Here is a 22598-nt window from a genome sequence, read left to right as displayed (position 1 = left end):
ACTTGTACGCTAAAAGTGTCAAGCATCCCAACCTGAGGAGGGCCGTGACGGCTCCGCTCGTGGAAGACGCCGGCCTCGCCTCTGAACGGCGCATCCAACTAGACGTGACCGGCATGTCATGCGCAGCCTGCGCACGCCGCGTCGAAAAGAAGCTCAACAAGCTCCCCGGCGTGCGCGCATCGGTCAACTTCGCCACGCGGGTTGCCACCATCGACTCCGCCGGCATGGCCACCGACGAACTGTGCCAGGTGGTTGAGCAGGCGGGATACCAGGCGGCTCCGCATACAGACGCGGCTGGCGACGAAGGAGTCGACCGAGACCCCGACGCTGACCACGCCCGCAGCCTTTTGCGGCGACTGATCGTCGCCGCCGTGCTGTTCGTACCCCTGGCCGATTTGTCGACCGTGTTCGCGATCGTGCCCAGCGCCCGGTTTCCTGGCTGGGGGTATCTGCTGACCGCGCTGGCCGCGCCGATCGTGACATGGGCGGCCTGGCCGTTCTACTCCGTGGCGCTCCGCAACGCACGCCAGCACACGGCATCCATGGAAACGCTGATCTCGGTGGGCATCCTGGCTGCTACGACCTGGTCGCTGTCGACCGTTCTGGTCCATCAGGAGCCGCGCGCGACGCACGGAGTGTGGCAGGCCATCCTCAACAGCGACGCTATCTACCTCGAAGTGGCCGCCGGCGTCACGGTCTTCGTGCTTGCCGGCCGGTTCTTCGAAGCCCGCGCGAAATCCAAAGCCGGCAGCGCGCTACGCGCTCTTGCAGCGCTCGGCGCCAAGAACGTCACGGTACTGCTCCCCGACGGAGCCGAGCTGGTGATGCCGGCCGGAGAGCTCAAGAAGCAACAGCGCTTTGTGGTGCGGCCCGGGGAAACGATTGCCGCCGACGGAGTCGTTGTCGACGGCACCGCGGCAATCGACACGAGCGCGATGACCGGCGAGGCCAAGCCCGTGCGTGCGCACCCGGACGCCACGGTGGTGGGGGGCACCGTCGTGCTGGACGGTCGCCTCACCGTCGAGGCCACCGCCGTCGGCGCTGACACCCAGTTTGCGGCGATGGTTCGCCTGGTCGAGGAAGCCCAAGCACAGAAAGCCCGCGCGCAGCGCCTTGCCGACCGGATCGCGGCCGTGTTCGTACCGGCGGTGTTCGCCATCGCTGCGGTAGCCGGGACCGCCTGGCTGATCAGCGGAGCCGGTCCGGATCGCGCGTTCTCGGTAGTGCTTGGTGTTTTGGTGATCGCGTGCCCATGCGCACTTGGGCTCGCGACCCCGATGGCGATGATGGTCGCTTCTGGGCGCGGAGCGCAGTTGGGGATCTTCATCAAGGGTTACCGGGCGTTGGAAACCATCCGCAGCGTCGATACGGTGGTGTTCGACAAGACGGGCACGTTGACGCTCGGGCAGTTGACCGTAAATACCGTGACGGCGGCCAGCGGTCACGATTGCGACGAGATTCTTGAGCTCGCCTCGGCTGTCGAAGTTGCTTCCGAGCATGCGGTGGCGACCGCGATCGTAGCCGCTTCGCCAAATCCGGTTCCAGTCAGTGACTTTGTCGCGGTCGCCGGCTGCGGCGTGTCCGGGGTTGTGGCCGACCGCCGGATCGCCGTCGGCAAACCATCCTGGATTGTCGGAGACTCTTGGACCGACCCCGTCCTCGAATCGGCCCGACTCGAAGGCGAGTCCAGGGGCGAGACAGTAGTTTTCGTGTCGATCGACGGCGTTGCCAGTGGAGCGATCACCATTGCCGACAAGGTCAAGGATTCAGCGGCCGATGCGATCGCCGCGCTCCGCCGGCGCGGTCTGCGGACTATTTTGCTCACCGGTGACAATCAAGCGGCGGCCGAGGCCGTCGCCGCGCAGGTAGGCATCGATACCGTTGTCGCCGATGTGCTGCCCGATGCCAAAGTCGATGCGATCCAAGGGCTGCGTGATCGCGGACAAACAGTCGCGATGGTCGGCGACGGTATCAATGATGGACCCGCATTGGCCTGTGCCGACCTGGGTTTGGCGATCGGGCGGGGCACCGACGTCGCCATCGGCGCCGCCGACATCATCCTGGTTCGCGACAGCCTGGACATTGTTCCGCAAGCCCTGGATCTAGCGCGAGCAACCTTGCGAACGATCAAGACGAACCTGGTTTGGGCGTTTGGCTACAACGTGGCCGCCATCCCGGTGGCGGCGGCGGGTCTACTCAACCCGCTCGTCGCGGGGGCCGCGATGGCGTTTTCATCATTCTTTGTCGTGTCAAACAGCTTGCGGTTACGCAATTTCGGCCCCCAGCCTCAGTCTAAGACGTTGTCGCACTTGGAAGGTTGAGCCGCCAGGGGCGCAGGCGCCGGGTGGACCGTTAGAGACAGCAGCGATTCAGCGCCGCATGCGCGCCAACTCACGCAGCATCGCGTTGTAGGCGTCCAGCTCGTCATCGCCGTACGCGCTGTCGGCATGCCGGTCCTGACGGATAGCGACTTTGCGGTCCTGCCGGGCCCACTGTGCCACGAGCGCCACGATGACGATGATTACGGGTAATTCCGTTGCTCCCCAAGCTATTCCGCCGCCAAGACGCTGATCGGCTTCGATGCTGGCCAGCCACGGCAGATTGACAGACCGGTAGAACACGGCGCCGACTGCGTTGGTCATCGTCATCAGCGCGATCCCGAAGAACGCGTGGAACGGCATTACCGCGAACAGCAGTCCGATACGCCCGGGATAGGGCAGGCGGCGCGGCCCGGGATCGATACCGATGATAGCCCAGTAGAAAAGGTATCCGACCAGCAAGAAATGGATCGCCATGAATTCGTGGCCCCAGTGATAGCGGACCAGCGTATCGAAAAGCGGGGTGAAATACACGACGTACGGCGACGCCACGAAGAGGATGAACGCGGTAATCGGGTGCGAGAGAAAGGCGGTCACCCTGGAGTGCATGAGCCACGTCAGCCATTCGCGCGGGCCCGGCGGTTGTCCCTCGCCGGCTGCCGGCAACACTCGGAGCGCCAAGGTGACCGGCGCGCCGAGGACCAGGAGCACGGGGATGAACATATTCAGCGTCATGTGTTCGGCCATATGCACACTGAACATCGCCGACCCATACGCGCGTAAACCCGAGCTGGTCGTGAACACCAGGGCGACACATCCGGTCAACCACGCCGCTAGCCTTCCAACCGGCCAGGTGTTACCTCTGCGGCGCAGGATGACAAACCCCACCAGATAGCCGACCGCGAGCACCATCGCGGCGGCCGAGATAAACGAGTCGAAGCGCCACAACGTGAGCAACCTGACGATGGTCGGTGGGTGCGGCAGTTCGTACCCGAGGAAGACGTCCCAGGCCGTGAAGGTATGCGCGAGAAATCGCGGCGCGGTCCCCACGGCCATCGCGGCCACTGCCGCGGTGGCGGCAAGCATGGCCAGTGCCGCAACGCCGTGACCACCGCTGCGTCGCGGTGGCCGGACAAATAGCGCCCCACAGTCAGACAGCCACACCAGCGCAAGGAGCGCTCCGGCGAAGAGACCGAGGCGAGCGAAGTCCGATCCGAGCTCCCAGCCGGGAATCAGCAAATAGAGCAAACCCGCTCCGTACACCAGTGTGACCGCGCCACAGACCGCCTGCATCACCAGCACCATGCGGCTGGGCGTCGTTCCCGTCACTGCGGCCACGGTCTTGAGGCCGGTCAACGTGGCGAACGCAACAGCGAAGACGATCGCAGCACTGGTTGCCAAGTCGTGATCGGGCCCCTGGCCCGCGTTGCCGGTGACGGCCGTCGCAACGACACCGACCATGGTCGGGACAAGCAGCACGAAGTGTCCGAGCCACCGGGTGTTGAGGCGCAACGTCACCACCACCACGAGCGCACAGATCGCCGCGACGATCCATCCCCGGGATACCTCGGAGGTGGCGATTGCGTCGATCAGCGCGCCACTGCCCAGTAGCCTGGCCGGTCCCACCCCGGAGTCGTGTGCGGCCTGCATCACCACCATCACGGCCGTCAGCCCCAGCCACACAATCGAAACACGTTCTGCCAGGAGGTGGATCCGGAATGACGCGGGATCGATCAGGCCATCTGGTTCCGGCCGCGACATCATGATCACGTGGACCAATGCGCCAAGACATACCGCACCCGACAGCACCGCGGCGAAGTATCCCAGGGGCTCGGCAACGCTGGCGAAGGCCCCGGGATAGGGGTTACCGGCCGCCGCATATCGATGCGCTCCCCCGACCAACCCGTACATAGCGACGGCGGCGGAGACAACCAGCAGACCAGCTGCTAGTGGTACCAGCGTGATGAGGCCAGGCTTGGTGGGCTTCGCACCCGACGGCACGTTCATGCTCGCCCGTCAGTCTCCATTCCTCGAGCTTACGACTGGGCGTCGTAGAGTATGCCAATCGACCACGAACTGCCGTTCAGCGACGCCGACCGACGAGTCGAGGACCGCGTAGTGTTCGCCAGGTCGCCGATGCCGAACCCGAAAGCGACCGCATGATTGATGACCTGCTCTTTCGTTGGGTGGTCACCGCACTGTTTGTGCTGAGCGGCGCCCAGTTCGCCGGCGCGCTCGTGACTGGACGCCACCGTTGGACCTCGGCCCTGAGTCTCGGGCTGCACCTTGCGATGGCGGTTGGCATGGTGGCGATGGCGTGGCCATGGGGCGCAGGGTGGCCCACAGCAGGGGCGGCAGTGTTTTTTCTGCTCGCGTCGCTGTGGTATCTGACCATGACGATCGCAGCGGCCGGGTCCGGCATACAGCGAGCGCTATGCAGCTATCACGGGCTGATGATGCTGGCAATGGCGTGGATGTATGCCGTCATGGACGGTCATCTACTACCCGGTGGGTCAGGCACCGAGCAGCGCGTGGGGTCGGGAGATTCGATGCCCGGCATGGACATGGCCGCCACCGGCGCCGGGTCGCTGGGTTGGATCAGCGCAGGCGATTGGTTCTGGTTCTTGGGTTTCGCGGCCGCAGCGGCCTTGTGGACCTTCCGGTCAGTGATCGAGCGTCGCCGCGGGGTGCCCCCCTATTGGCATAGTTGGGCTGGCGCCGCCGCCCAGGCACTGATGGCCGCAGGAATGGCTATTATGTTTGGCGGCAGGTTGTTTCACATCTAGCAGGGGTCCCCTCGGAACTACAAATATCCGCGCAGTTGAAGGTCGGTGACGTACTTGGTGATCATCGGCGCCGACACGTGCGGGATGTCTGGATTGTCTTTGTCGGGACCGATTTTCGCCGCGTGCACCGCGGCGCGGAATCGGTCGTTGGGCGCCGAGGGACCCCGGGTCGGTGTCAGCGGTTGCAGAGGCGCAGAATTGCGGGCCAGCAACATCGGCAGCACCGAGTGCCGGCGCACTCTCTCGGGCAGGCAGCGTAGGCCGGCCTCGAAGCGCCGCAGCCACTCCCCAAAGTCGTCGACGCGCCGAATGGGGTGACCGGCCTCGATCAGCCAGTCGACGTACTCGTCGAGCCCGATACCGTCGTCATGTGGGTTCATCACGTGATAGGTCGCAAACCCCGCCGTCGATGAATCGACCACCTGCGTACCGAGCGCCGTGATCGCATCGGCGACGAAGGTGACCGGGAGCCCGTCGAAGTGCGCGCGTTGCCGGGGTCCATCGGCAGGATCATCCGGGGGTTGGTAGAACGAGCCGGGCGCGATTCCGGTAGCCACCAGGCTCAACACCATCCGGGTGACCCAATCCGACATGTTGAGCTGTCCGGCATAGGTGGTGTCGGCCAAGATCATCCCGCAGCGAAACACCGCGACCGGCAACTCGCACAGGTCGTTGGCCTCGCGCAACAGCACTTCGCTGGCCCACTTCGTGTTGCCGTAGCCGTCGGCCCAGCCCTGCTCGATTCTGCGGCTGGGACTGATGACCCGGATGTCGGCGTCTTCGGTAAACGCCGCCGGCGCGATCGGAGCGCCGACATCGGCGCTCGACACGTAGCTGACCGGTTTGAGCCGGGTGGTCAGTGCGAGCCGGATCAGCTCGGCGGTGCCCACAACGTTGGGCACGAACAACTCGCTGTAGGACGACGCGTTGATCGCTGCCGCAGCATCGATGATCAGATCGACGGTATCGGCGAGCAGCTGCCAGTTCGGCTGGCCCAGGCCCAAATTGGGTTCGCCCTTGTCACCGGCCATGACCGTGAGCCGTTCGGCGGCCAGTTCGTCGAAGTGTCGCAGCAGTTCCGGGTCGCCGGTATCGAAAGTCAGTTCCAGCCGGCGCCGCGCGTGCTCGTCGGACTCGGCTCGCACCACGCAGATCAGCCTGCCGCCGACCCGTTCTAGCTGCTCTAGCAGTTCAAGGACCAGATGCCGCCCAAGAAAGCCGGTCGCCCCGGTCAGCAGGATAGTCCGTGGCTCGGCGCTCGGGCACGGCAGTGCGGGGGCACTGGCCAGTGTTGCGGCGTCGATGAATTTGTCCAAGGTGAGGTCGTTGGCGTGCACCTCGGCGGGGTCGCTGCCATGTACGGACACCATGGCCGCCGGGTCGCACGTCATGGGGGCATCGGGCCCCAACAGCAGACTCAAGCTTCTCGTCGATGGTGCCTGCGCCAACGCGCGCACAGGCAGCGCAGTGTTCAGCGTGGCGTTGATCGCGGCGATCAGTCGCATCGCGGCCAGCGAATCTCCGCCGAGCTGGAAGAACGAGTCGTCGACTCCGACACGCTCGAGCCCGAGTACCTCCGCATAGATGCCGGCCACGATTTCTTCGATTGGTCCAGCTGGAGCGCGATAGCCAGATGGGTCGCCGTAGTCCGGTGCCGGCAGCGCATCGGCATCGAGTTTGCCGTTGACCGTCAAGGGAAACGCCGCGATCACGACCACCGCGGCCGGCACCATGTACGCGGGTAGTCGTTCGGCCAACTCCGCCCGCAGAGCGGCGGCGTCCGCCGACCCGGGGGCCGACTCGGTGATGTAGCCAACCAACCGCCTGTCAGCTCGGTGATCCTCCCGAGCAATCACTACCGCTTGCGCGACCCCCGCCAAGCCTGTCAATGCGGTCTGGACCTCGCTCAGCTCGATGCGGTAGCCGCGGATCTTGACTTGCTCATCAACCCGCCCCACATACCGCAGTTGCCCATCCGCACCCCAAAACACCAGGTCCCCGGTGCGATACATACGCGTCCCTGGCACTGCGCCGGCGAACGGGCATGCGACGAACCGCGACGCCGTCAAGTCCGCTCGACGCCAATACCCGACACCGACTCCGGCACCCGCTACATACAACTCCCCAACGACCCCGGCCGGTACCGGATGCAACCACCTATCCAGCACAAACAGCGCCGCCCCCGATACAGGTAGACCGATGGGCGGCGCCCCCGAACCCGGCGTCAGCGAGGTGCTCATCGCGGCACAGATCGTGGTTTCGGTGGGGCCGTACGCATTCCGCATCTCCCGGCCGGGTGCCCACTGATCCACAACGGAGGCCGGACACTCTTCACCGGCCACCACCAGCGCCACTGCCTCCAAACCGTGTGTCGGCAACATCGCCACCGCGGCCGGGGTCTGGGTCAGCACGCTGACCTCTTCAGCGCGAAGCAGGGAATGCAGATCGTTCGGCGAAGTCGTCACCGCCTCCGGCACGATAACCAGTCGCCCGCCACCCAACAGCGCACCCCAGATCTCCCACACCGACGCATCGAAGGCATAGGAATGACATTGCGACCACACCTGCGCCGCCGCCAAGCGAGTATCCAGGCCGGCGAACAGCGCGGTGACATTGTGGTGGGCGATCGCGACGCCTTTGGGCTCGCCGGTGGTACCCGATGTGTAGATGATGTAGGCAATAAGCTCGGCAACCGGCATGGGTAAAGCCGTAACCGGATGCGCCGACAGGGCGGGATCCTCGACGTCGACGATCGCCACCTCGTGTCCTTCGAGCCGCGAGCGCAGCCCGGCAGTGGTGACAACGGCCACCGGCGCTGCGTCATCAAGCATGAACCCCACCCGCGACGCGGGCTGCGCCGGATCGATCGGCAAATACGCTGCCCCGGTCTTGAGCACCGCCAGCATCGCCACGACCGCCTCCGCGCACCGCTCCGACAGCAGGGCCACGCACCCACCCGGCCCCGCCCCGTAACCGGTCAACCGATGAGCCAATCGGTTCGACGCCTCATCGAGCTCCCGATACGTCAGCGACGCGTCCGCATAGCACAGCGCCACCGCCTCGGGGGCACGCGCCACCTGAGCAGCGAAGGCCATCGGGATCGACGCCGGCCTCGACATCGATGCTGCCGCAGGCGAACTCACAACCGCTCGATGGCCCCATTCATCCAACCGAGCATGCTCACCGGAATCCAGCACATCGATCGACGACACCGATCGTCGGGGGTCAGCCGCTGCCGCCGCAAGCACTCGGTGCAATCGCACGACCAGTTGCTCGATCGTGGCCGCGTCGAACACATCGGTGCGGAATTCCACCGCCCCGCCAATCCCGGCGGGCTCGCCAACGTCGGTGAAGCGCTCCGCCAACGACACCACGACATCCATTCGGGCGGTTCCGGTGTCAATAGGTACCGGCGTGGCTGTCAGATCACCCAAATCCAGCTCGGCCGCAGCGGTGTTCTGCCAGGCCAACATCACTTGGATCAGCGGGTGATGGGTCAGGGATCTATTGGGTCTGAGCCGATCAACAAGCACTTCGAAGGGCACGTCTTGATTTTCGTAGGCGGCCAAGCTGCGTGCTCGCACCTGAGCCAACAGCTCAGCGAAACTGGGATTGCCGGCCACCTCGACCCGCAGGACTAGCGTATTGACGAAAAAGCCGACCAGCTTGTCCAGCGCCGGATCGGTGCGACCAGCGATCGGGAATCCGACCGCCACATCGGGGTTGCCGCTGACCTTCGACAGCAACACCGCAAGGGCGGCCTGGACCACCATGAAGCTGGTCGCATTGTGCTCGCGGGCCACGCGACGCACCCGATGCTGCAGCGATGCTGGCCAGTCGACCGCCACGGTGGCGCCGCGGTGATCGGCATACGGTGGATAGGGCCGGTCGGTAGGCAGCTGCAACCGTTCCGGCATGCCGGCCAATGCGTCTTCCCAATAGGCCAGCTGCAAGGCGATCGGGCTGCGGCTGTCGTCGAGATCACCGAGGTTTTCTCGTTGCCATAGCGTGTAATCGGGGTATTGCACCGGCAATCGCGGCCATTCCGGTGCGCGCCCCGCGCACCGGCCGACATAGGCGGTACTGAGGTCAGCTGTGAGCGGAGCCACCGACCAACCGTCGGCAGCTATGTGGTGTGCCACCGCCACGAGTACGTGTTCGCCCGAGGAGACCCTGAAAATCCAAGTCCGCAAGGGTATCTCAGATTCCAGGTTGAATTGGTACCGTGCTGCGTCGGCGACGGCCTTGGCCAACCGGCCGGCCGGCCATTGGGTCGCATCGATGGTTTCCGTGTCAAGCTGTGCGTGCTGTGCTGGGATAACCACTTGCTGCGGTGTCCCCGCTACTGTCGAGAACACCGTCCGCAAGCTTTCATGCCGGTCCACCACGTCGGCGAGCGCGGCAACCAGGGCCTTGGTATCAAGGCGCCCACGCAACTGCAACGCCACCGCCATGTTGTAGACCGCAGAGGGCCCCTGCATTTGGTCAAGCAACCACAACCGACTCTGCGCAAACGACAACGGGATCACCGCCGGTCGTTCACCGGCTACCAAGGGCCTCAGTCCGTGGGCAACCATCGGCGCATCGGGTGCCGGTGCGCAATCGGTCAGAGCTGCAGCGGTATCGGCGCTGATGAGATCCAGAAGCGACGCGCGCCACCCCAGATACTTGCGCGTTTCCGGCAGGATTCTGATGAGATCCAACGACCCGATCCCCTCATCCAGCAGCGATGAGTCCGCGTGCACCGGCCTGCTGAGGAGCCGACTCCACAGCGCCGCCAATCCGGTCGCTGCCTCGCCGGGCTCGCCCTGGTTTCGCGCGGCCTGCTCATACTGTGGCATCGTCCGCAGCTTGTCGCTGTCGACCTTCCCGCTGGGCTTGCGTGGAATGAGCGGCACTCCGACAACAAAGAACGAGGACACCCCTTGGCCCGCGAGAACGCTCCGCACGCGGGCTTCCACTGCCGCATCCGCGGTGTCGGCGCGGGCACGTTGCGTCTCGAACCACACGCCTAGACTTCGTCCGAGACCAAACTCGTACAGCTCGACGTGGACGTCGGATATCGCTGGGTCCTCACAGATTCGCGTGGTCAGGTCGGCGATATCGACCCGCTTGCCCGACACTTTGACGATGGCGTCCTTGCGTCCGGAGAAGACCGGAAAGCCTTCGGCGTCAACCGTCACCCGATCCGCAGTGGCAAACGCGCGTCGGTGGGAACCGTCAGGCATGATGATGGCGCCGAAACCATCGCCGTCGATCCCGAGGTAGCCGGCGGCAACCAAATCCCCGACGATGACGACCTCGCCGAAGGCGATGAACACCGTATTCGGCACCATCGGCCGACCGAGTCTGAGCCGAGCACCGCGCGCAACGATCTCCCGGTCGCCGACAATCGGGACCTGGGTGGCGACAACTGTCGCCTCGGTCGGACCATAGGTGGAGACAAGCGAGATCCTTTGCAAAGGAGCTGAATCGGTCCACTTGTCCACGGCGCCGGAGCGGATGGCCTCCCCGCCGATCACGATCTGGCGCAGGCGCGAACGGCTGATCAGGTCACGTGCCTCGCCGTCCTCGCACAACAGATGCCACACGGCGGTCGGTAGGTCGGCAATCGTGGACTGCTGCGTGCGGAAGTCTTGTACGAGCTTATCCAGATCGCCTGTCTTGAGAGCCGGTGATCGGACCAGCTCGGATCCGCAGATCGCCGCACCAAAGATCTCCTCGACACTGATGTCCGACGTCAGTGGTGCGCATTGGAGGACCGTGTCGGCTGTTCCCCAGCCATAGGCGTGCGGGATCGCCTCACAGAAAACGGCGAGCGACCCATGGGTAATTCGGACCAGCTTGGGCCGGCCGGTCGTCCCCGAGGTCGGCATGATGTACGCGGTCTTCGTCGCGAGTCGGCCGTCGTGTGCTACCTCTGCGAGCCGCCGATCGACCTGCTTGCTGATCTCGTCATCGGGCGCCATGGCGAGCTGGGCTGTGGCGACGTCGACCGCGTGCGCTCGCCCGCTGTCACCCGCTGTCTCAATTGCGTTGATTCGCAACGCAACTTCCTCGGCAGCGTCGCAGACACTGTAGCCGCAGCCCGCGAGGTGGCACGCGATCAGAAGGTCGACGGTCCGATCAGTGTTGTCGTCGGTGAACACCAGGACGTCACCGGGTGCGGCGCCGTACTCCGCCAACCACGCGACCCACCGATAGACGTTGTGCCGTCGTGCCAGAAACTTCTGGACGCCGCCGCCGGAGTCCAGAAACCACGCGGGCGCTAGCGGGTTTGTATGGGCCGCTTCCTCTCCGAGACACCGCGCTCCGTCCGAGTCGATGCCGAACCATTCGTCGACGATCATCGCGAGTGGCTGATCCCACATCGCCGTCATGTTTTCCAAAGCCGCAGCAATCCGTTCCGCTACCCTCGGCCGTGTCCTCGTGTCCGGCGCATCCGCGCGGTTCCAGATGGCTAGGTTCAGGGTGCGCTGGTCCTCATCCAGCACGGTGGCCACGGTCATACCCTCAACCGGGCCGACGTCCGTCGCAACCGGTGCGTGCGACAAGAAAGGGCGGAGTCCCGGCGCACATGGCTCGCGGATGTAGTTGAGCGTCAACGCCTCCACGTGAGATGTTCGATTGATCGCGAAATACATTCGGCGGTAGTGTTCTTCGCGAATCCAGCGACGCCTTACGGCTTTGACATAGGCGCGGTCGAGCATCCGGACGACGTCGCGCACCGAGGCGAAGGGGGGAAATCGGACCGAGTGCGCAACTGAATTCACCAGACACGTAGCGACGTTGAGCTCCGGGTCTCCGAATCGGTTGTCGACGGCGTGCACGAGCATGCTCTCGGTGCTTTGCCGGATGCTCGCGTCCACCGCAACTGCGGCCACTGCCACCAGCACGTTGAGCGGGACCTGCCGTGTTTCCGCAAGGTCTTGGATCCAGTCATAGACCTCGCCGGAGATCGCGATTGATTCGCACAGAACTCCCCTGGCCGCGTTCCCGGGAGTTTCGGCGAACTGACCATGGGTGCCGTGACGAGCCTCGGACTCCTCGTGGGCGAGTTCACGCTGCACAACGTCGGTGAGGCGCTCAAGGGATTCAGCTACCTTGGCCAGTTCGCGGCGGTGTGCTTGCGCCAGCGTGAACAGACCCGCACTGACGCTGGGGCTCTCGGCTGGGCTGTCGGCTGCGAGATACCGTGCCAGATCGGCTTCGATCATCCCTGTCGCACCGCCATCAAGCAGGATGTGGTGGGTATGGACGTCAAGGCCCACCACCTGCCGGCTGGCGTCGGTCCGCACGGTGTAGCGGATCAGTGGCTTGGCAAGGATGCCGGCCGACCACGTGCGTTGGAGCTCGCCGCCGCCGCGGCGGGTCTGGTCCGTCGGAAACTCGTCGGCTGTCCTTACCCGCACGATATCGCCGACCTGCAGCCGCGGTACCAGGTCCGGATAGTCCCCTCCGGCCGAAGATGCCACCAGAACGCACAATTGCACGGGGTTGTTGAGAATTGTCGCTTCCACGGCGGTCAGGAATTCGGTCAGCTCGACCGGGTGGAACCGGTAGCTCTTGCCGATCAGGTACAACGCGGGGTGGTCGTCCTGAAGGACTCCGTTGTAGAGGTTCTGCTGCGATCTGCTTAGCGGAACTCGTTCTACAGCAGAGTAATCCGGTGCGGTCACGCGGATCTTTCCACCGCGGATTCTTCTAACTCACGCACCCAGCCAGCGATCGAGAGGTTCTCGGCCAGTCGGGATGGCAGTTCGGATTCTCGGTCGACACCGAGGTGCTTCATCACGAGAACGAACCGAACAGAATCCAGTCCAAGGTCTCTGAGATCGGTGTCGTCGCCGTCAACGAGATCCGCGTCTTCGATGTACAGGACATCACAGACGGCAGCGAAGATCCGTTCGCGTGCCGACTCAGTCACTGACGACCGCTCCGGTTTTGCCGCTAATGAGCGCTGCTGCCAATGATGTCCGCATAACTTTGCCGGATTGCGTTCGTGGAATGTCAGCGACCAACATGATGGTCGATGGTCGCGCCACCGACTCCGACTCACGCCGAAAACGAGCCGCAATCGTGCGCTTGAGCTCGCGGGCCTCTGAGTCGTCGAGGTCTGCCGACGAGACAACGGCCAGACCCACCAACGCTCCGAAGTCGGCATCGGGAATTTCGTAGCACGCGGCCTCACGCACGCCCGGGACGTCTTCGGCAATGCGATCGACCTCGTCGGGCGCTATGTTCACGCCACCGGAGATGATCATCTCCGAGGACCTTCCTTTGATGTAGAAGAAGCCGTCTTCGTGACGCTCTAGTAGGTCCCCGGTGTTCACCCACCCGTCGATCAGAACCTCTTGGGTGCGCGCTGGATTGTTCCAATAGCCCAACATGTTTGCCGGTGACTTGATCCACAGTGTCCCGAAGGAGGCGGAAGCGCCGGCATCTGGTTGGGTGGGTCCGCCGCCGTCCGTGTCCTCGAGATAGACCTCCACGCCGGGGTAGGGACGTCCAACAGCACCCGCCTCGATCTTGGCGATCGAGCCATCATCGGTCGGTAAACACAAAGCGGTGCAACCGGTCTCGCTCAAACCGTAAACCTGCGCGGTGCGAGCGCCGGTCGCTTCGATGAATCGCACATCGGCGGCAATGGCCCGCGATCCGCCGTACCCAACCAGTCGCAGCGACCCAATGGTCTGGTTTGATGACTTTAGCTCGGAAACCAGTTTTGAAAGAAGAGTGGGAACGAGGCACGTCGTCGCGACCTCGTTGGTATGGAGAATCTCGGTGAGGGAAGGCGTGTTCTCGCCGCCGGTAATGCACTGCCCACCGCGCATCAAACAGGTGAGGATCCACCACAATCCGCCGATATGCGTGGCCGGTAGCGGGGAATAGGTGGTTTCTCCATCGACCCACGTGACCCAGTTCAACCCCTGGTCCCGCAAGATATCTGGGACGGCGAGGAAGGTGCGATTGGCCAGCAGTACGGCCTTCGGTTCCCCCGTGGTTCCGCTGGTGAAGATCATCGCCAGTGGATCATCCGCGCCCCGGTTCGCGTTCGATGCCGGGTCGATGTCGACCGAATCTACGGAATCCCTGGTAGGAGAATCCAGGTCAACAACGACGGCCGGGATAGAGCTCATCGACACCGGCAGTGAAGAGGGTTTGACCCCACTTCGGGGTGCGATGAGAATCGCTGCCGGATCGGTGATCTGAACGAAACGCTCAATCGTAGCGGACGGAAGGTTGCCGTCCGCCATGACAGCGATCGACCCGAGCCGCGCGCAGACCAGCACTGACAGATACGTTTCGGGTCCGTTGTCCGAAATGACGAGTACCCGCGCGCCACGGGAAACCGACTGTGCGCGAAGCGTCGCGGCGAGCCGATCCACTTCGGTGACGAGGTCGCCATAGCGCACGGCGCCGGTGCCGTCGCAGCGACGCAGCGCGATTGCCGCAGGCCGCTGGCGCGCCTGCTCGAGAACCCGGTCGAGCACGGTAGGCGGTAGGTGTGACATAACTGTGGAAAGGTTTCCTTCTGGCGGTTTACGGGATGTTAAGGGCTGCGAGCTCGACCTCACCGGACGCTGCGCCGCCGTTGTCGTCCCAGAACTCGATGACGCACGGGACCTTGAGATAGCGCCATGTTCTCTCGACGACCTGCAGATCATGACACAGCAAGCGGGCGGAGAACCCCTGAGGATTCAGCGGCCTTCTAAAGCGCGATGACGCCGACTTGATGAACATGCTCGACAGCTGGTGCTGGTAATAGTCCTCGATCGACCAGCCCCGGAGTGCAGCAACCTCCCCGTTGAGGATGGCTGGAGCGAAAGCGCTGTATGCGAGTTGGTTGAAACACAGGATCAACTCGACCGCATTGAAGTGCCCGGTGCTTCGAATATAGACGGACTCCGTGATGCTGAAGTTTCCATATGCCAGCACGGAATCAGCGGCGGCCCGGTACGTTGCGTCGGTGAGGTAGCGACATCCCTTGTAGGAGTAGGGCTCAAGCACTCGACTGAGGAGGTCCTCCGCGATCGGAACCGTGTCGGGGGCTTCGGCCGCACACAGCGCCGAGGGGGTCACATCGGTCTGGCTCATACCGCATATCCCGGTGTCTGGAGGCCATCCAGCATGGTCAAACGGTGGGTCGTCAGAGTGCCCGCCGCGGTGCCATGCTTCGCTCGGTGCATTAGGACCCGGTTGTCCCACAAAATGATGTCACCAACTTCGTAGTGCTGCGTGTGGATAAACGGGGATTTGTATTCGGGATCGAGCTGACCGGTGGCACCCATGAGTTCCTGCAGCACCGCAGGATCGACCAGATTGCCTTCCTTGTCCTCGATCTTGGTGGTGCCCGTCGCGCAGATGTAGAGGATCTCTTGCCCGGTCTTCGGGTGTTTGATGATCGTTGGCCACTTTATCGGGGGCGTGGTCCGGCTGATTTCGTCCCAAACCTCTCCGATGGGCCGGTACACGTCGCGCGGTCGGATCTTGATGTGGCGTCGAGGATCATGGGTGCTGAAGGTCCCGCGCGCCGGATCCTGCTTGGCGGCGGGAAGCGACTCCCAAACTCTCGCGAGATCGATGAAGTACGTCCCGCGGTCATGCCCGGGTACCGCGAGGGGCAGAACCATCGAAAACGCAAACGGCTCCGGCATGAACATGTAGTCGATATGCCAGAACGCGCCGGTCTTCGGAACCCCCTGACCTTCCTCGGTGGAGGAAACGAAGATCTCCGGATGGTTCTCATGGTGGTACATGGATTCGTAGTAGGGGACGATCTGGCCGACTATCTTTCCGAGCTGGATAAATTCTTGCGGAGATGGGTGGACGTCTTTGAGTACCACAAGCTTGTTGGTGTAGATGATTTCGCGGATCTCGGTCGTGGTGATTCCATCCAGGTTCTTGGGATCGACCCCTGTGACCTGTGCACCGAGCCCCTCGCCTTTCACGTTGAGCGTCATCGGCTCTCTTCTCCTCGTTCAGTCTCTGCTACCTACGTCAAGTTCTCGGCTGATCGATGCCGGTCGCTCGGGGTGGGACGCGGCATCAGCCGCTCCCGGCGATGGCCCTCTAGTGATACCTCCTCGGTCGTACTTCGGGTGTCTCGGCTCCACGACGGAGCGACTACAGGAGCAGTCGGACACCGCGACGAAAAGTTCCCCTATTCGCGCGCAGGTGTCGCATCGGCGTCGGTTGGCCAGGTGGTCGGGAGCAGCGGGACCGTGGTGGTTGTGCCCTCGGCGGGCATGTGGACGATTCCGGCGGCCGAGCCCGTCGCCCTCGGCGCGACGCCGGCGAACCCGAGCGAGCCCGAGCCGTGGCAATGTGCTGGATCTGGGACGGGCTCGGAACCGACGGCGGCATCGTCGGTCGCGTCCATAGTAGAGGCGTCCATGGTTGGGGCGTCCATAGTTGGGGCGAGGTCAAGGAATTCGTCCCGGTAGCCGCGGGTCCCGACGCTGTTCTTGCGGCGTCTTCGTCGGCGGACTGAGGCCGTGGTCGGTTGTGCTGCTACGGCGGCAGCGATGGGGTCGCTGGCCCTGCCTGGCAATGTGGCGTCCGCCTTGGGGCCAGCGCTCACGCAGGGCGGCACCAAGGGGGGTACCAGGTAACTGATGGCGGATGCGGTGGTCGCGCCGCCAGCCACGGCGTGGGTCGCAGTGTTCGGCGCGGCGTTGCTGGTTGGTGTGCCGCCACCGAGGGCTCCCGGCGTCGCGGGCGTTGCCGCAACAGCCAGGTTTGAGCCCACGTGCCCTCCGGGGTTGGACGCGCCGGGAACAGCGAGCGGCGCGGCCGGCGGCTCTTTCGGCAAGTAGGCCAGCGAGCCAAGGGCGCTCAGCGCACTCAACGCGGGGGTGAAAAGGGGGAGCAGCAGCAGGCCATACGAGGCGTAATAGGGGTACCAGAAGAAGTCGTACACCTGCAAAGCGATAAGGGCGAGGCCGACCGTAACGGCGGGGCCGAATCCGAATTGCTGGAAGAACTCCAAAAAATGCCTGTACGGGTCGGCGATGAATTCCATCACATCCCCGATGAGTTGAGCGATGGAACCCACGACGTTCGGCAGGCTACTGGAAGCTTCGCTAGCCGGCGCAAGGATGGGCGGCGCCGGTTGAGTGGGGGGTATTGCTGACATCGCGCCATCGGCCACGGCCTGGTAGCCGGCCATGACGTCGGCGGCTTGAACCCACATGCGGACGTAATCCGCTTCGTTGAGGGCGATAGGGATGGTGTTGATACCGAAGAAGTTGGTGGCGGTCAGGACTCCGTGAACGGCGTGGTTGGCGGCCAGCTCGGCGAGAGTAGGCATGGCGGCGACGGCGCAGCTGTAGGCCGCAGCGGTCGTGAGGTGCTGCGTGGCGGCGACCGCGCTGTCGATCGAAGTTTGCTCGAGCCAGGCCAGGTACGGGCCATGAGCGGCCACGTACTGGGTGGCAGTCGACCCCAGCCAGCTGTCGGCCTGGACCTCGGCCAGCAAACCGGTCAACTCGGCGGCGGCCGCGCCGTAGTGATCGCTGAGCTGTTGCCATTGCGTTGCGGCAGCGAGCAACGATCCCGGGCCCGGCCCGGCGCTCAACAGAGCCGAGTGCACCTCGGGAGGCATCGCCATCCATATGGGGGCTGTCAGGACTCAACCTCTCCTTGCATGGACGTTGACTGCGCGATACCTACGGACCCGCGCTGCTCCGCCTCACCTCGTGTTAGTCGGCCGAAGCAGTCAGAAAGTTCCCGTCCTGTCTTGGGAGACCGGGCGCGATTTCAGCGAGCAACTGGGCGCACCTTCCCGAGGATGATCATTGCGGAATCAGGTAGTCGATCAACACCGGCGTTAGCGCGCTGGCCGGGAAGGCACGCCCCTGCTCACGGTATAGTTCGCCGATCAGCTCGACGAAGGAGGTCGGCGGCTGGTGGTGCGCAATGGCTATCAACAGCCACGCAACCTACTGAACCATCGACATCACTGCCGAAACTTCGCCCGCCGAACCGGAAACCGCGGGATCCGAGGTCGCCTGACATCGTCGATCAACACCATCAACAATCCGGGACACTCCGGGCCGAGGATTACTCCACGAGGCGCCGGTCGGCGTAGGCGACCATCGCGCGTCGCTGATACTCGGCCAGGCCCCCGGTGATCTTCTCGTAGTTCGCCGTGAATCGCTCGTCGTCGACGTACATCTGGCCCAGACTCTTGTATGCACTGCGACTCGGGGTCCAGAAGCGGCACACGCCCTGGTAATGCCCGTCGATCTCGGCTTGGACCGCCGGGGCGTCGACCGGCATGCCGGCGGCCATGAACTCGGCCATGCGGATCATGGCCGCGGTCGCCTCACGCTGAATGCGCTCGACGTCTTCGTCGGTCACTGTCGCGGGGTAGGCTGGCGCCTGCTCGAACTCTTCTGGCCAGCGGTCGCGGGCCTCCTGCTCGAACTGTGCATGGTCGAAGCCCCCGAACAGGTTCTCGGGGCGGTTGATCTTGACCGGCCCCTGCGTCTTTCCTTCCAATTCGACGATGGTGCGCGCCACGGTGTCGGCCACGCGCGCCAAGCGACTGCGCTCCCTGAGCAGGCGGACGTGCTGGCGCTTGAGGGCGGCCAACGTCTCTGGCTCGGACTCGACCGCGTCGTCGATCTCGGCCAGGCTCAAGCCGAGCTCGCGCAGGATGAGGATCTGTTGCAAGCGCAGCAGATCCTCATCCTCGTAGTAGCGATAGCCGTTGGTACCCACATAGGCGGGCTTGAGCAGCCCGATAGCGTCGTAATGGCGCAGAGTGCGGCCGGTGACTCCCGACATCCGCGCGACATCCGCGATCGACCACCCCATGGCGCTTCCATCCTTTCAGTGAGGCCGGGCCCCCCGGCCTCACCATCGACGGTAGAAGTTGCCGCTACGGCAAGGTCAAGCAGCGACGCCCAGATCCGCTCAGAATCTCGACCGCCGCTACCGACCGTTGAGACTGGTTCGTTGCGCATCCGACCATGGCCTGTTACTAAGGTTAGGGTAACCAAAGTTCCAAGGCAGCCGGGCGCCGTTACCTCACCGCGCAGCTGATGATGACCAACGGTGTTGTGGCTTCCGCGCCATCTGTGCCAGATATGTGAGGGATGTGCGGCGATGATCAGTCCGGTGTGGATGGCAGCACCCCCCGAGGTGCACTCAACACTTCTGAACAGCGGTCCGGGGCCTGGGTCGCTGCTGGCGGCCGCCTCGGCCTGGGCTTCGCTCAGCGCCGAATATGCCTCGACAGCGACGGAAATGTCCACACTGTTGGTCCTGGTGAAGACCGGGGTGTGGGAAGGACACAGCGGCGCGCAGTACGCCGCCGCTCATGCACCTTTCCTGGCCTGGCTGACAGAGAAAAGCGCCGATGGCGCTATCGCCGCCGCACAGCACGAGACGGCCGCGGCCGCCTACTCAGCTGCGCTCGCCGCCATGCCGACGCTTGCCGAACTTGCGGCCAACCATGCCATCCACACCGCGTTGCTCGCGACAAACTTCTTCGGCATCAACACGATACCGATCGCCGTGAACGAAGCGGACTACGTCCGGATGTGGATTCAGGCCGCCACCACCATGAGCATCTACCAGGTAATCTCGACTTCCGCCCTGGCGTCGGTACCGCCGTCGAATCCGTCGCCGCTCATTCTCACACCAGGTGTCGGGGAAGCCGGTGAGGCCACGGCGGCGGCGTTGACCTTCAACGATCCCATCGCCGACCTATTGTCCGGGTCCGAGCATTTCAGCGAGATGTATGCCGCGCTCAAGGGGCTGCTGTTCAATCCGGTGGGGACCGTCGCGCAGCTCGTATTCGACTTCGCCACGAACCCGTCGGCGGCGGTGACCACATGGCTGCCGTTGTTCTATGTGTTTGCTTACGCGGCGACGTTCGCGCTCATGGGGACGCCGATCTACAACGCCATCGCGGCGCCGAACGCTGGCCTGGGCGCGATCCCGCTCGCGTTAGGGCTGTCAGCACTGTCCCACCTCGCCCAGGTTCCCATTGGCTTGGTGGCGGAGTCGCCCGCGGCGCTTGCCGATCAACCGGTTCTCGTGGCCAGCATCACACCCGCGGCAACGACCGCAGGGGCCCCACCGGGGCCACCTGCGCCGCCACAAGCTACGGTCGCTCCCCTCACCGCGACGTCGACTCCGGTGGCCGCGGGCGCACAAGGTTTCGGCTACCTTGTCGGCGGCCCGGGACCCGCTCCGGGATCCGACCCCGTTCTCCGCAATAAGGCAACCGCTACCGCGCCGGCACCGCAGCTCGCAACGACGGCCACATCCTCCCGCGGCAGCACAGACACAGCGCGTCGACGCCGCCGCGCGAAGTCCCGGAGCCGCGGGTATCGGGACGAGTTCCTTTCCCTGGACGACACCGAAAACCTGCCCAGCGCACAACCGCAGCCGGATGTCACCGCATCGACCACGGGTGCCGAGTCTTTCGGATTCACCGGCACCGCAACGCGACCCGATGCCGGCGCTACGATGGGACTGCTCACGCTTGCGAGCGACTCGTTCGGAAACGGACCTACGATCCCGGCCGTGCCCGACACCTGGCGAATCGATGCTTCCGACGGGGACGAGAAGGCAGGCAGTTCAGTCCAGCACCGCAAGCAGGTGCATCAAGATCCGCGCTGAGCTGGCCGCGACCTCGGTGACAAATCGATTGAAGTCCAGCCCGGAGTCGGCGCCGGCCAGATCGGACAGCGCGCGGATGACGAGCCAAGGGATGGAGAAAGATTCGCACACTTGAGCAAGCGCACCACCCTCCATTTCAATGGCGAGCCCACCAAAGTCGCCGTGCAGCCGATCGCGGGTGCGTGCGCAGTGCACATACTGGTCGCCGGTCAGAACGGCGCCATAGTTGATCCGTGGTCGGCGAACGCCGGCTCCCGCGGCAGCCGATAGCTCCGGAAGGGCAAAGCCCGCGAGCCTGTGTTTGACGCGATCCATGAGCTCCGAATCAACCGGATAACCAAGCCGGTCGGTCGGTTTGATGAAGGGAATGTGTCCGGGTTGATATGTCTGCAACCGCTCGTCGGTAAGCAAACCAAAGTCGTGCTGCACGACCCGGTCCGCGATGACGATGTCGCCGATGTGCAGACGCGGATCCAGGCCGCCGGCTACACCGGTGAAAACCACAGTGCGGCAATGGAATCTGTCGGCGAGCAGGGTGGCTACCTGGCCGGTGTTGACTTTGCCCATGCCCGCTTCTGCCAGCACAACCCGGTGGTTCTCGAGTCGGCCGCAGTCGAAAGTGATCAGACCAATTTCTTGACGCTCTGCGTCGACCAGCGCGCTGCGCAGGTAGGCCAACTCTTGTGGAATCGCGCAGATGACACCGATCGTCACCGTGCTCCGTTCGGCCGCAACTCAATCTCCCATCGTGTCCCTTGGCACCACGTAGTCAGCTGGCATTCTCAACCCGGGGACCGCTTCTGAACCGCCGGAGATACGCCGCTAACCGGCGCAGCGGAACGGGTCGGGGCCAGTCATCGCCACGAAAATACGCGTCTGATCCACCATCGACGAAAATCACACTACCACAAAGGAAGTCAGCAGAATCGGACAGCATGAAGCAGATCCACTCAGCCAGCTGAGCAGCATCACCGAACTCACCGACAGGAATCGGGAACCGTCGCACCGCTTTGGCCTCCGAGGGCGTTTCTAGCTGTTCCTGGAGCAGCGGCGTCATGATGGCCCCCGGAGCGATGGCATTGAGCCGCACACCAGCCTTGGCCCATTGCGGCTGCACCGCTTGCTGACGGACCCAGCGGCTGACGGCGATCTTCGATGCCGCATACATCATGGCGGGCGCCCCTTTTCCAAAGAGCTTCACCGAACGCGCCGCCTTGTCTGCGTCGTGCGCCAGCAACGCACGCACCGTTCGCCGCGGTACCGCCGGGACAGTGGTTGTCGAATTGCTCGACACGACGACGACCTTGGCGCGCTCGGCGGCCGCGAGTGCGGGCCGCCAGGAGCTGAGCAGCTCGACGACTCCAAGGAAGTTGACCTGGGCAATCTGGCGGACTCGATCCGGTCCGGGCGTGGGGCCGAGTCCCGCGGCGAGTACCGCACCGTCGAGCATGCCCGCGGAGGCCGCCAGCACCGCATCAGTGGCGGCAGTGCGTCCTTGTGGTGTCGATAGGTCCGCGGCGATGTCAGCGTCGCGGATATCGACCCCTATCACCGTGTGACCGTCGGCCCTGAGGCGCTGCGCGGTTTCTCGACCCATGCCGGATGCCGATCCAGTGACCGCATAAGTACCCATAGGATTCTCCGTTTTCCTTCCAGGCAATGCCCAGTACGAGTCTTCGGCCGGCGAGACCCGTTCGACGCACCAGACGCGATACCGTCCCGCCCAGGCCTGCCTCCAGATATGCCACCAGATATGCCGGCGATGCCCTGACGCGGGTTATAGTCAGATCATATAATCAATCGATTGATAGTAAATGCTGCGGTCTGTCGAGGGCCGCCGCCGAAGTCCACCTAG

At 64.2% G+C, this 22598-nt stretch carries 14 protein-coding genes; 3 read left to right on the top strand and 11 right to left on the bottom strand.

The window, feature by feature from the left end:
- The first annotated feature begins 44 nt into the window (after positions 1 to 44).
- Positions 45 to 2321 carry a heavy metal translocating P-type ATPase gene (locus F6B93_RS01100; RefSeq protein ID WP_211697300.1) on the top strand — a complete coding sequence of 759 codons (2277 nt, stop codon included), beginning with the start codon at positions 45 to 47 and terminating at the stop codon, positions 2319 to 2321.
- 48 nt (positions 2322 to 2369) lie between these two features.
- Here F6B93_RS01100 and F6B93_RS01095 read toward each other — a convergent pair whose 3' ends face one another.
- Positions 2370 to 4325 carry a cytochrome c oxidase assembly protein gene (locus F6B93_RS01095; protein WP_211697299.1) on the bottom strand — a complete coding sequence of 652 codons (1956 nt, stop codon included), beginning with the start codon at positions 4323 to 4325 and terminating at the stop codon, positions 2370 to 2372.
- 152 nt (positions 4326 to 4477) lie between these two features.
- On the opposite strand from F6B93_RS01095, the gene F6B93_RS01090 reads away from it, so the two are divergent.
- Complete coding sequence (locus F6B93_RS01090) at positions 4478 to 5104, top strand: DUF5134 domain-containing protein (protein WP_211697297.1); 627 nt, start codon at positions 4478 to 4480, stop codon at positions 5102 to 5104.
- 17 nt (positions 5105 to 5121) lie between these two features.
- On the opposite strand, the gene F6B93_RS01085 is transcribed toward F6B93_RS01090, so the two are convergent.
- From F6B93_RS01085 to F6B93_RS01055, 8 genes are all read right to left on the bottom strand, one after another.
- Positions 5122 to 12783, bottom strand: a complete 7662-nt coding sequence (locus tag F6B93_RS01085; RefSeq protein ID WP_211697295.1) for a non-ribosomal peptide synthetase — start codon at positions 12781 to 12783, stop codon at positions 5122 to 5124.
- Entirely contained in the window at positions 12780 to 13031 is a 252-nt protein-coding gene (locus F6B93_RS01080; RefSeq protein WP_211697293.1) for an acyl carrier protein, read from the bottom strand. The genes F6B93_RS01085 and F6B93_RS01080 overlap by 4 nt, the downstream gene beginning before the upstream one ends.
- Positions 13024 to 14619: a fatty acid--CoA ligase FadD10 gene (fadD10, locus tag F6B93_RS01075; RefSeq protein ID WP_211697291.1), complete on the bottom strand. Its 1596-nt coding sequence runs from the start codon at positions 14617 to 14619 to the stop codon at positions 13024 to 13026. Before fadD10 ends, F6B93_RS01080 begins: the two co-directional genes overlap by 8 nt.
- A 28-nt stretch (positions 14620 to 14647) precedes the next feature.
- Positions 14648 to 15202, bottom strand: coding sequence for an FcoT family thioesterase (locus F6B93_RS01070; RefSeq protein WP_211697289.1), 555 nt, complete (start codon positions 15200 to 15202; stop codon positions 14648 to 14650).
- Positions 15199 to 16068, bottom strand: coding sequence for a (3R)-3-[(carboxymethyl)amino]fatty acid oxygenase/decarboxylase (scoE, locus tag F6B93_RS01065; protein WP_211697287.1), 870 nt, complete (start codon positions 16066 to 16068; stop codon positions 15199 to 15201). The genes F6B93_RS01070 and scoE overlap by 4 nt, the downstream gene beginning before the upstream one ends.
- A 200-nt stretch (positions 16069 to 16268) precedes the next feature.
- The gene (locus F6B93_RS01060) at positions 16269 to 17717 is read right to left on the bottom strand and encodes a PPE family protein (RefSeq protein ID WP_211697285.1); all 1449 of its coding nucleotides are present in this window, start codon (positions 17715 to 17717) and stop codon (positions 16269 to 16271) included.
- 184 nt (positions 17718 to 17901) lie between these two features.
- A complete protein-coding gene (locus F6B93_RS23355) occupies positions 17902 to 18036 on the bottom strand; it encodes a hypothetical protein (RefSeq protein WP_281426121.1) in 135 nt (44 codons plus the stop codon).
- A gap of 133 nt (positions 18037 to 18169) precedes the next feature.
- On the bottom strand, positions 18170 to 18928 hold the full coding sequence (locus tag F6B93_RS01055) for a MerR family transcriptional regulator (RefSeq protein ID WP_211697283.1): 759 nt from the start codon (positions 18926 to 18928) through the stop codon (positions 18170 to 18172).
- Between the two features lie 291 nt (positions 18929 to 19219).
- Here F6B93_RS01055 and F6B93_RS01050 point away from each other — a divergent pair, with 291 nt between their 5' ends.
- On the top strand, positions 19220 to 20743 hold the full coding sequence (locus tag F6B93_RS01050; RefSeq protein ID WP_211697282.1) for a PPE family protein: 1524 nt from the start codon (positions 19220 to 19222) through the stop codon (positions 20741 to 20743).
- Here the strand turns inward: F6B93_RS01050 and F6B93_RS01045 are convergent.
- Both F6B93_RS01045 and F6B93_RS01040 read right to left on the bottom strand, forming a co-directional pair.
- Complete coding sequence (locus F6B93_RS01045) at positions 20702 to 21457, bottom strand: 5'-methylthioadenosine/adenosylhomocysteine nucleosidase (RefSeq protein WP_211697280.1); 756 nt, start codon at positions 21455 to 21457, stop codon at positions 20702 to 20704. The two genes, F6B93_RS01050 and F6B93_RS01045, sit on opposite strands and share 42 nt — an antisense overlap.
- A gap of 55 nt (positions 21458 to 21512) precedes the next feature.
- Positions 21513 to 22376, bottom strand: coding sequence for an SDR family oxidoreductase (locus F6B93_RS01040; protein WP_211697278.1), 864 nt, complete (start codon positions 22374 to 22376; stop codon positions 21513 to 21515).
- Between the last annotated feature and the right edge of the window lie 222 nt (positions 22377 to 22598).

The organism is Mycobacterium spongiae (assembly GCF_018278905.1).
Taxonomy (GTDB): domain Bacteria; phylum Actinomycetota; class Actinomycetes; order Mycobacteriales; family Mycobacteriaceae; genus Mycobacterium; species Mycobacterium spongiae.
Note: the sequence above shows the minus strand (reverse complement) of the source record. Positions and strands in the feature narration are given on the sequence as shown.